Raw genomic sequence first — 10,388 nt, forward strand, 5'->3', positions numbered from 1 at the left:
TCGGTGGACAGCGGATCAGCTTGCCGGTGCGGGAAGCCCACCCGGTGCCGGACTCGACGGCGACTCGCTAGGGGTCGCTTCCCCGGGGATATTCGAAGTCCAGATGAGGATGTCCTGGAGTCCGTCGTTGTAGACGACACCGTTGGCCGGCGCACCCGTCACGTCGAAGTAGAGCGTGCCGGTCGATTCGCTGCCCTGCGGGATGGGAGCCGGGTTGAGGCCTCCCGGGACCTGTGCCTTGTCGATCAGCTTGTAGGTCTGACCGTTGGGTCCGCGGGCGCTGAAGTTCTTGACCATCGGAGTGACCGTGCCGGCGTCCGACCTGGCGGTGATGTCCGCCTGGTAAAGGGTGCCCTTAGGGGTGTAACCAGGAATTGCGACAGTGCTGGGCTGCAGATTGCTCACCGTGTAAGTGATAGTCATTGGCCCATTGATCAGCTGTTGACTGGACCCGAAGGGTTGGACATTCGGCGGCGCGGCAGAGGCGACTCCTGCGCCGAATACGGCTGCCGCAGCTATTCCCGCAGCACAAATGACCGCCTTGAGTGTGGCGATGGTGAACCTCACGATGGGCTCCTTTTTATTTACTCCGCGATTGTTCGAGCGGTCGCCCAAATGTCGGCGGGACAGACCGCACTTGAGTGGCATAACCAAAAGCAGCTGCCCCAAACCTTTTTGCCTCGGAAATTGCGTCGCCAGGTGCGGATTCTGACAAGTCAAACCGAATGGTTCTGCCGAGCAACGGGATTGACTGATTCTTGCCGTCAGACCGTGGGCAGTCGCATGACGTATCCCGCCTCGAGCGCTACCCACAGCGCACCGTCGGGTCCGATCGCCAGCCCGTGCGGCTCGCTGCCCGCAGGCAGGTCGATCAACGTGACCTCACCGTCGGCGGTGACACCGGCGATCTGGTCGCTCCCCCACAAGCTCACCCAGACACCGCCGGTGGGATTGGCGACCACCGCGTGCGGTTTGCCCGGCAAATCGAGTTCTTGGATGGCGTCGTCGATCGGGATACGGCCGAGCTTGTCGGCCAGGATCTCGGTGAACCACACCGCGTCGTCGTGGGTGGCGGCTATGCCGACTGGACCGGCGCCCGGCGTCGGCAGGTCGCGAATGATGAGGTCGCCCGACGGCTCAAGTCGGCCGATGGCATTGGCCTGGTTCAGTGTGAACCACAGCGCTCCGTCGGGACCGGTGGCGATCATCGACGGCGTACCGCCTGGAGCGGCCACCTCCGTCACTGCCCCGTCGACGTCGATCCGACCCACCACGCCGGACGTCATCGCGGTGAACCACAGCGCCCCCTCCGGCCCCGCTACGAGGCCGAAAGGAGCACTGCCACTGGTCAATTCGAAGGCGCTCAGGTCACCGCCCAGGCTGATGCGCCCGATCCGGTCGTCACCGGTTCGGGTAAACCACAATGCACCGTCGGGTCCCGCGACGATGATCGACGGCTTACTCTGCGGCGCAACGGGATACACATCGAGGCCACCATCGCTCCTCACGCGAGCGATCGAACCGCTTTGGACCAGCGTCACCCACATTGCACCGTCGGGCCCTGCGGTCAGCGCGTACGGCCCGCCCGTCACGGGGACTTCGAGAATGCGGTTCACGCGAGCGAGCCGGGGCTCGAGTCGGTGGCGGTTCTGCTGAGCCCCATCGGTTCGTTATCTGCTTGCATCACTGAGCCACCGACCCCCCGTCGCGGATTCGACTGTTGCACTCGCCATGGCGTTTTGCCGACCAACCTACTGAAAGGCCTCGGTAGGCGGCACCTTAGCGATACGCTGACGCGATGCGGGAAAACGCCGCAACCGCGACTCGCTTGCTCGATGTTATGGAACGCGACATCCTGCCAATGACCGCGCGGGGAGTCGCGCAGGGCAACAAGATCTTCGGCGCCGCCCTGCTGCGAAAGTCCGATCTATCGGTCGTCATCACGGGCACCAACGCAGAGACCAATAATCCGCTGCTGCACGGAGAGATCAGCACGCTGAACCAGTTCTACGAGTTGCCGGACCGGCCGTCGACGCGCGATTTGATCTTCCTGTCCACACACGAACCGTGCCCGCTGTGCCTATCCGCCATCACCTGGGCCGGATTCGACAACTTCTACTACTTCTTCAGCTACGAGGATTCCCGGGACGCGTTTGGTATTCCCCATGACCTCCGGATCCTCAAAGAAGTGTTCGGGGTGGAAAACGGCGACTACCGGGCGAGCAACGCCTTCTGGTCGGCGTATTCGATTCCGGAGCTGGTCAACACCGAACCGCAGCAAGAACGCGAATCGCTCCGTCAGCGCGAGCAGCAAATCCGGGCCCGCTACGCCGAGCTTTCTGACCAATACCAACTCGCCAAGACCGACAACAACATTCCGTTCAACTGACTGGCGCAAAGCCCTTGCGACGGCCCCCTCACCGGCCGACAATCGGTTGATAGCAAATTGATTGAGAGCCGCCGTTATGACCAATTCTCGCATTCTCCTGGCGGCTGCCGTCGCGGTCGCCCTCGGCCCGGCAATCCCGTTAGCAATACCGGGTGTTGCGTCAGCCTCGGCATTGGCCGATGGAACGTACCGGTTCGACTTCGACGGCAGTAAGCAGACGGTCGACGGTGCGCCGAAGCCAACAGGTTCGCACTCCACATTGATCGCTATGCGCTCCGCCTGCCCACCTTCCGGATGCGTCGCGACTGCCTGGGACACCTCGATCGGCCCCACCTGGCTGCAACCACCCGAGGAAGGAGCGCTCGTCTTCCGCGAGAACCGCGACCAGTGGGTGGCGACCAGGTGGAAAATGTTCACCTGCAACAACACGATCAAGCAGGGGACCGAAACTCTCTCCTTCCAAGTGAAAGCCGACGGAACCTTCGTGGGCGTCAGCACTCAACTGGAGGCGCCCTGCGCACCCATCGTCATTCCGTTCACCGCGACGCGGGTAGGCGATGTGGGCCCGGATGTCCAGGTGGCCGACCCCAATAGCGCGTAAACCGGCATCCTGGAGTGCCACATAAAGTACATGGTTTTCTGAATACAGAATTTTATGTACTATTGCTCCCATGCTGCAGGTAAGCCATATCGATGCGTTGTCGCGCTTCGGCCATGCGCTGTCCGACTCGACCCGGACCCGGATCCTGCTCAGACTCAATCGTGAACCCAGTTACCCGGCGGAGTTAGCCGACCAGATCGGCGTCTCGCGTCAGATCCTGTCGAATCACCTGGCCTGCCTGCGTGGCTGCGGCCTCGTCGCCGCAGTCCCGGAGGGCCGCAGGATGCGCTACGAGCTCGCCGACCCCCGGATCGGGCACGCGCTCGACGACTTGATGGGCCTGGTGCTCGCGGTCGACCCGAACTGCACGTGACGGCGAAGGAAAGCGGATGTCTCGAATCACCCCGCAAGCCCGTGCCGTCTACCGCGATGAGATGGTCGCGGCCAAAAGAGCCGACACCACAGACGTCCGCTGGCATCACCTCGAACGCGCACACATCGTTTCGCAACCGGACCCATGGCTACACACCCATAACCACGTTGCGATGCTGATTCTCGCGGTCCGTCAACACGACCGGCGAGAAGCGTTCGGACAGCTGGTGCGCATCGTCTTAGCGGCGCCCGGATCACTGACCGGGAGATATCCCGAGGGCAATACCGGCCGAACCTCGGCCGGGCTCATGACACCGATGCCTACGCCGCCGGACCTCGCCAAAGCCCTTGCCGGATAGGCCAAAGCCCTTGCCGGATAGCCTGTGAGGCACAGACCTTCGTCCCGGTTCCGATGAGGTGGTCAACGTGACAGGTACGCAACGCGGCGACGACGGCGACCGATCGCTGATCGAGGACGCGCTCAGCCACGTCCGCGATGCGGCGCCCGTCGGCTGGCAGCGGGTGCGCGTCGAATTCATGTCGGCCGCCGAGCCGCCGTTCGCGCGCGGATGGGCGGTGGTCGGGTCGGACACCCTGCCAGTGCCGGTGCTACCCCAAGCACTTGAGTTGCTTACGGAGTATCAGCGCCGCGCGGTGGCCGGCGGTGGGGCCGGATTCCGCAAGGTCATCGTCGAATGCGACTACCTGGAGGCGGTGAGCGTGCACACCGAACCCGCACACACGTCGGGCCGGGCGGCAGGCTCGAGCACAGAGCGCGGGGGCCGGCTTCGCCGAATGTGGTCGCGCCGATAGCGAACGCACTACGCCACGATTCCCGGAATAGGTGACATGTCACGCATGTTGCAGGGTGTATCCGCACATGCGAACGACGAAGGGAATCGATGATGGGTCAATTGGACGGCAAGACGGCGTTGGTCACTGGCGGCACGTCCGGCATCGGACTGGCCGCCGCCCAGCGACTGGCAGCCGAGGGAGCGCACGTATTCCTCACCGGACGTCGCCAAGATGTCCTGGACGAGGCGATCGCCTCCATCGGCGACGCGGCAACCGGGGTGCGCAGCGACGTATCGCGGTCCGAGGACCTCGACGCCGTGGCGGCGGCGATCCGGGCGCGCGGACGGGGGCTGGACATTGTTTTCGCCAACGCCGGCGGCGGAAACTTCGCGGCACTGGGCGACATCACCGTCGAGAACTTCAACGACACCTTTTCCATCAACGTCGGCGGCACGTTGTTCACGGTGCAGAAGATGCTTCCGCTGCTGAACCACGGCGCCTCGATAGTTCTGACCGGCTCGACGGCGGCATACAACGGGACGCCGGCGTTTAGCGTGTACGCGGCCAGCAAGGCAGCGATCCGCTCGTTCGGACGGACATGGGCCGCGGAGCTTGCCGAACGCGGGATTCGAGTGAACACCGTCGTCCCGGGTCCGGTGGAGACCCCCGGCCTCAAGGGACTCGCACCCGCCGGCTCTGAGCAAGAGTTGCTCGATGCCGAAGCGGCGAAGGTGCCGATGCGGCGGCTCGGACATCCCAGCGAGATCGCCGCCGCAGTTCTGTTCCTGGCGTCAGAGGAGAGCAGCTTCATGACCGGCGCCGAGCTGTTCGTCGATGGCGGCGCAGAACAGGTGTGAATTATTCAGAGGCCTGCGGTCCGAAATCAGGCTTGGGAAGGGCTCCTTCGCGCAGGATCGTCTCGTAAACGGCGGTCAGTATCTCAGCGAGCTGACGCTCTTGGTCGCTGTCTATGCCGGCGAAGAACAGCCGCTTGACATGAGCCGCGTGCTTGGGGGCGGCACTGACGAGTTCGTCCTCCCCTTGCGCGGTCAGCACCACGTCCGTGCCACGCCCATCACTGTCCGAGGCAACGCGATCGACCAGACCGCGTCGGCTCATCCGTTGCAGATGGTGAGACAGCCGGCTGCGCTCCCAGCCGATCACCGTCGCCAGGCTGGACAGCTGGGCACGGCGCCCGGGCGCGTTCGATAAGGCGTTCAGCACGGTGTAGTCGCTGAGCGACAAGCCGCAGTCGAGTTGGAGTTGGCGGTTCATCTCGTACTCGAGGCGATGGTAGACCCGCATGTAGCTCAGCCAGGCTTCTTGTTGCAGACGGCTCAGCCGGCCCGGGTCCGGGGACGAGCCGCCCGAGTCAGTGCGCATTCAGCGAGACCCGGCCCACCTCGGCCAAAGCCGATGTCCCCCGGGGCTGTTCGAAGATCACCACCGCTTTGCGCCCATGGATTTCCAGCGTCGCAATGGTATTGCCGAACAGCGGCCCGCAGACGTTGGCCCACCTCATCGGCGGCGAGGGGAGCCCCCGCCTACGCAACCACCACCGGGTGAGAGCGGCCGCGGGCCGAGTCCAACCCAGCATGAAGGCCGGCTTGATGAACAGCGGCACATAGTTGTGCACCGGCGAGCACACCAGCTGGTGCACGGTCGCCCCGTCCGGTTCCACTCCTTCGAGCTGCGCGCGTGCGGCGTAACTGTGGTGCACATCGCCGGACAGCACACTGATCGTTGCCGGGCCGCGGGGATGGTTCGCGATCCGGGTGATCATCTGCGCCAGCCGCACAAACGACTTGCGAAACGCCGGCCAATGCTCGAAATCCACCTCCTGGCGGATCTTTTCGGCAAACCTTCCCCGCCGGCCGGGCAGGTCCGCCGCATGCTCGTTGAGCGATTCCAGGTCGCCGATGGCCGGGGGCATCAACCAGGGCACCGACGTCGCCAGCATCAGGTGGTCGTAGCGATCCGGGTGTTCCTCGGCATTCGACTCCACCCAGGTGAACTCCTCGTCGCCGATCATCATCCGCTCGCCATGCTCCAGGATGCGACCGTTGCGCGAGTCGATCATGATCAGCCGGGTGCGGCCCAGCTCCCAGCGGTAGCTGAACCGAACTCCCTTGTGCGAGTCCACTTCTCGGTCCGCCCGCTCGGCGAGTTCGGCGAGGATCGGCCAGGTGTCGCCATCGGCGGCGAGCAGGCGCTGAACGTCTTGGTCGCCCGCCAAGTCCTCGGGGCTCAGATTGCCCAGGTGTTGGTACACCCAGTACGACGCCAACCCCGCCTTGATCCGCTCACGCCACCATGGCACCTTCGCCATTTCAGCCCGCCACGGAGCCGAGGTGTTCCAGTCGTCACGGATGTCGTGGTCGTCGAAGATCATTGCGGTCGGCACCGTCGACATGAGCCACCGGATTTCCGGGTCGCCCCACGAATGGCGATACAGCCGTTCGTATTCGCCGAAACTGACCACCTCGTCTGGTGGGCGGCGGCCGCGCTTGTTCCGCCGCACCCGGCGGTCGGCCACCCGACGCTGCTCGTCGGGTGGCAACTCGTCGGCGTAAAGCTGATCGCCGAGCATGATCGCCGCATCGGGCCACTCGTCGATCGGCAGCCCGGCCATTCGCCCCGCATAGCAATCCAGCGCGTCGAGCTTCAGCTTGGCCTCGAGCTTCTTGTCATCTGTCTTCGGGTAGCGGCACGACCCGAAGATGGCCCGCACCCGTTCCGCACCGGCGGGGCCGCGGGTCCGAATCACGCTCGGGGGAAACTTCGCGAACTCGGGATCCTCCAGCGGCCACGCCGTGCGGCCGTCGACCCGCACTTCGTACTCGGTCACGCTGTCGGGATCCAGACCCGTCACCAGGACGAGGGCGAAATGAAAGCCCTGCACCTCGAAGGTCCGCGCCGAACAACCGAGAACCTCGACGGTGCCCGGGTTCTCGGTCTGCACCCAGATCAGCGCCGTCGTATCGGCGACGTGCCGTAACGCCGGACCAAGGACTAACCCCATCGGACTCACCTTATGGGTAGCTTCCGACACCCGGAAGCGTCCGGCCGCCGCCAACGAGTTTTTGCGCAGGCTGATTGAAATCTGCCGAACCCCTGTGAGTGTTTTCTATGAACAGCCAGACTAGGGGTGTAAGCTGCGATTTTGCCGATACACTTTGGCTACATTGCCCATAGGCAATGAAATTTCGGCGTGAGGCAGTGACATGTTCAGAAATGCAGTACTTGCCGCGGTTGCACTAGCATCAGGAGTTTTGTTCAGTCCGGCGGTGCCGACGGCCGCTGCCGAGGTTCCGAAGATGCAGGGCGTCTACGCCTACACCGAATCCGACGGCGTGGCCGGCACCTGGACCATCACCACGACGTGCACGCCGGACTGCGTCGCCCATGTCACGACCTCGCCCGGCCACGGGTTCGCCGCTCCCCTGGTCAATGGCCGGCACGTCGTCACGCGCAGCGTCCCCGACGGCGTGACGTGCCCGCCGTACCAGCTCGGCGACAACGGCTCGTTGTGGGACGGCGGCACCTGGCCGGTGACCGTTCGGCAATGGTGGGACCCGGTCACTTTGAATGGCGGCGTCGATTTCCTGGACAGCGTGTCACCCTGCGGAATTCCGAACCCGCGGACGTCGTTCACGCTCAGCCGTATCGGCTAGCAACCGTCAAGGATTCTCCAAGAAGTCCCCAAGAACTCCCCGGCAACCTGGTTCTCAACACCCCGCTTCGGCGGAGGAGACCAAAGGGGAGAGGGACATCATGGCGAACCAATCACGCCGGCACCTGCGGCCGGTCCGCGACGTCACAGCGCCGAAGCTGCAGTTCCGCACCATTCACGGCCACCGCCGCGCCTTCCGTATCGCCGGCTCCGGTCCGGTCATCGTGCTGCTGCACGGGGTGGGCGACAGCTCCACCACGTGGGAGCCCGTGCACGCCAAGCTTGCCCAGCGCTTCACCGTCATCGCCCCCGACATGCTGGGGCACGGCGAGTCGGACAAGCCCCGCGCCGACTACTCGCTGGCCTCGTTCGCCAACGGTCTGCGCGACCTGCTCACCGCGCTCGAGATCGACCGCGTCACGCTGGTCGGGCACTCGCTGGGCGGCGGTGTCGCCGCACAGTTCGCGTACCAATACCCGCAGTTCGTCGAGCGCATCGTGCTGGTCAGCGCCGGCGGGGTCACCAAGGACGTGAGCATCGCGCTGCGCTTCGCGGCCATGCCGCTGGGCGCCGAGGCGCTCTCGATGCTGAGGCTGCCGGGAGCGGTCCCCGCGCTGGGACTAGTCAGCCGCGCCGTCGGCACCGTAGTGGGCTCGACCCGGTTCACCCGCGACGTCACCAGCCTGCCCCGCCTGGTCGGCGGCCTGAGCAAGCCCGGCGCCGTGTCCGCCTTCGCACGCACGCTGCGCGGCGTCGTCGACACCCAAGGTCAGTACGTCACCATGCTGGACCGCAGCTACCTGATGCACGGCCTGCCGGTGCAGATCATCTGGGGTGAGGACGACCTGATCATCCCGGCCAGCCACGCTCGGCTGGCACACCGGCAGATCCCCGGCTCGCGGCTGGAGATCCTGCCCGAGTCCGGCCACATGCCGCACGGTGACCACCCGGACCGCTTCGTCCAGATCGTCCACCAGTTCATCGACTCGACCGAACCCTACGAGTCCGACCCGGAGCTGGTGCGCAAGGCGCTGCAGACCGGCGTCGCGCAGTACGCCGATTACTCGCCGGCCGACAGCGACCTCGCTTAACCCGAACAGCGATTCGCGCGCGGCATGATGTCTTTATGGCCGTGCCGCAACGCTCTCGCCCGGCGCCGGATACCGGCCGTAAGCCCCCAGAGCTGCTGCGGTGGGTCGCCGTCGTCGGTGCCGTGCTCGGGGCAATTCTGTACTCGAATTGGATTCTGGAAGTCGTCTTCACCCGCACCTTGCCCGACCCCGATCTGTACATCAGCGAACTCGCCGCGGCCGACCAGCCGTATGCCGAGTGGTTCCGGTCCTGCGACCTGGCCGCGGCGGTAGTCCTCGTCATCGCGGCCGCCGCAGCCCTGATCGGCCTCCGCGGCGGGCAATGGAGCCGGCTCGGTTGGTGGGCAGTGGTGCTATTCGCCGCCGCGACGATACTGGACAGCACCCTGTGGCGGCTCGTGTGCGCACCCAGTTCCGATGCCGTGTGCGCTGCCCGGGAAGGCTCGCGCACCGTGCCGATCGGCCATCAGCTGCACTGGTTCAGCAGCGGGACCGTGCTCACCGCAGCGATCGCGTCGTTGCTGGCCTTCGTCGTGGCCGATCTGCGCGAGGGCGCATCGCCGCGGGTTCGTCGCCTCGGGCGATTCATGTTGGGGGCATTGATCGGAACGTCGATACTGACCGGGATCGCCATCCTGGTCGACAGCGCCGACGTCGTCGGTGTGGTCGGGATCGCGCAGCGGGCCGAGCTCGCCGTGTTCGCCGGCTGGCTGATCTACGTCGCGTTGCGTACCGCCCGCGCGCCCACCCCATGACGGACCGCGTCGAGGTCGAGACCGGCGGGTACCGGACGCGGATCCTGGTGGACGGACACACTGGTCCCGTCGTGGTGTTGTGTAGCGGCCTGGGCGGGCGCGCCCTGCACTGGAGCGACACCGCCGCGCACCTCGCCGACGACCACACGGTGGTGCGCTTCGATCGGCCGGGCGTTCCGGTTACACCGCCCCTGGGCGGCCGCCGCACGGTCCGAGCGGAGGCCGACCGGATCGCGGCCGTGCTCGACGCGGTGCGCCGTCCCGAGGAGGCGTTGTTGGTGGGGCATTCGGTCGGTGGCTTCTACGCCGAAGCCTTCGCGCGGCTGTACCCGCACCGCACCCGCGCATTGTTGCTGCTCGACTCCAGCATCGCCCCCGACCACCGATGGCTGCCCACCTTGCCGCTGCCCAACAAACTCGCCGCCGCCACCGCCACGCTGAACGTGCTGGACAAGCTGCGACTGCAGCCGCCGCTGAGCCGGGTGGGCCTGCAGCTGGTGCAGCGGCGACGACCTGGCGGGCTCGACACCGCAGCCCGCAGCGAATTACGTTGCGCTGCAACAGACTCGGGGTTCCCACTGGCCGTGCTCGCGGAATACCTCGGCTATTACGAACTGGCGGCCGAACTGTGCACACTGCGGGCCGTCTACCCACTACCGCCGGTGCCGCGGGTCGTCGCCACTGCCCACGCGGGTTGGCGCACCCATCGCTG

14 protein-coding genes are annotated in these 10,388 nt (G+C 65.6%); 10 read left to right on the forward strand and 4 right to left on the reverse strand.

The window, feature by feature from the left end; genetic code table 11:
• Nucleotides 1–15 precede the first annotated feature (15 nt).
• The gene (locus tag A9X01_RS15715) at nt 16–567 is read right to left on the reverse strand and encodes an MPT63 family protein (protein ID WP_065121628.1); all 552 of its coding nucleotides are present in this window, start codon (nt 565–567) and stop codon (nt 16–18) included.
• 197 nt (nt 568–764) lie between these two features.
• The gene (locus A9X01_RS15720; protein WP_436405273.1) at nt 765–1,607 is read right to left on the reverse strand and encodes a virginiamycin B lyase family protein; all 843 of its coding nucleotides are present in this window, start codon (nt 1,605–1,607) and stop codon (nt 765–767) included.
• Between the two features lie 191 nt (nt 1,608–1,798).
• Here A9X01_RS15720 and A9X01_RS15725 point away from each other — a divergent pair, with 191 nt between their 5' ends.
• From A9X01_RS15725 to A9X01_RS15750, 6 genes are all read left to right on the forward strand, one after another.
• Nucleotides 1,799–2,389 (forward strand): deaminase, encoded by a 591-nt coding sequence (locus A9X01_RS15725; RefSeq protein ID WP_065121630.1) that lies wholly within the window; start codon nt 1,799–1,801, stop codon nt 2,387–2,389.
• A gap of 76 nt (nt 2,390–2,465) precedes the next feature.
• Nucleotides 2,466–2,990 carry an Rv2253/PknI dimerization domain-containing protein gene (locus tag A9X01_RS15730; RefSeq protein WP_065121631.1) on the forward strand — a complete coding sequence of 175 codons (525 nt, stop codon included), beginning with the start codon at nt 2,466–2,468 and terminating at the stop codon, nt 2,988–2,990.
• 70 nt (nt 2,991–3,060) lie between these two features.
• Nucleotides 3,061–3,363 (forward strand): ArsR/SmtB family transcription factor, encoded by a 303-nt coding sequence (locus A9X01_RS15735; RefSeq protein WP_065121632.1) that lies wholly within the window; start codon nt 3,061–3,063, stop codon nt 3,361–3,363.
• 16 nt (nt 3,364–3,379) lie between these two features.
• Nucleotides 3,380–3,721 carry a DUF3703 domain-containing protein gene (locus A9X01_RS15740; RefSeq protein WP_065121633.1) on the forward strand — a complete coding sequence of 114 codons (342 nt, stop codon included), beginning with the start codon at nt 3,380–3,382 and terminating at the stop codon, nt 3,719–3,721.
• Between the two features lie 67 nt (nt 3,722–3,788).
• Nucleotides 3,789–4,175 (forward strand): hypothetical protein, encoded by a 387-nt coding sequence (locus tag A9X01_RS15745; protein ID WP_155772116.1) that lies wholly within the window; start codon nt 3,789–3,791, stop codon nt 4,173–4,175.
• A 92-nt stretch (nt 4,176–4,267) separates the two neighbouring features.
• A complete protein-coding gene (locus tag A9X01_RS15750) occupies nt 4,268–5,014 on the forward strand; it encodes an SDR family oxidoreductase (RefSeq protein ID WP_065121635.1) in 747 nt (248 codons plus the stop codon).
• A 1-nt stretch (nt 5,015) separates the two neighbouring features.
• Here the strand turns inward: A9X01_RS15750 and A9X01_RS15755 are convergent, their stop codons facing one another.
• Together A9X01_RS15755 and A9X01_RS15760 are read right to left on the reverse strand one after the other, a co-directional pair.
• Entirely contained in the window at nt 5,016–5,540 is a 525-nt protein-coding gene (locus tag A9X01_RS15755; RefSeq protein WP_065121636.1) for a MarR family winged helix-turn-helix transcriptional regulator, read from the reverse strand.
• Complete coding sequence (locus tag A9X01_RS15760; RefSeq protein WP_065121637.1) at nt 5,530–7,179, reverse strand: alkaline phosphatase D family protein; 1,650 nt, start codon at nt 7,177–7,179, stop codon at nt 5,530–5,532. The genes A9X01_RS15755 and A9X01_RS15760 overlap by 11 nt, the downstream gene beginning before the upstream one ends.
• A 265-nt stretch (nt 7,180–7,444) precedes the next feature.
• Between A9X01_RS15760 and A9X01_RS15765 the strand changes: the two genes are divergently transcribed.
• The 4 genes from A9X01_RS15765 to A9X01_RS15780 form a co-directional block, all read left to right on the forward strand.
• Nucleotides 7,445–7,831: a hypothetical protein gene (locus A9X01_RS15765; protein WP_155772117.1), complete on the forward strand. Its 387-nt coding sequence runs from the start codon at nt 7,445–7,447 to the stop codon at nt 7,829–7,831.
• Between the two features lie 100 nt (nt 7,832–7,931).
• A complete protein-coding gene (locus A9X01_RS15770) occupies nt 7,932–8,921 on the forward strand; it encodes an alpha/beta fold hydrolase (protein WP_065121639.1) in 990 nt (329 codons plus the stop codon).
• Between the two features lie 35 nt (nt 8,922–8,956).
• Entirely contained in the window at nt 8,957–9,676 is a 720-nt protein-coding gene (locus tag A9X01_RS15775; RefSeq protein WP_065121640.1) for a DUF998 domain-containing protein, read from the forward strand.
• The coding region (locus A9X01_RS15780) for an alpha/beta fold hydrolase (RefSeq protein ID WP_065121641.1) at nt 9,673–10,388 on the forward strand (716 nt) is incomplete at its 3' end. The genes A9X01_RS15775 and A9X01_RS15780, both read left to right, overlap by 4 nt.

Source organism: Mycobacterium asiaticum (assembly GCF_001668675.1).
GTDB classification, from domain to species: Bacteria; Actinomycetota; Actinomycetes; order Mycobacteriales; family Mycobacteriaceae; genus Mycobacterium; species Mycobacterium asiaticum_D.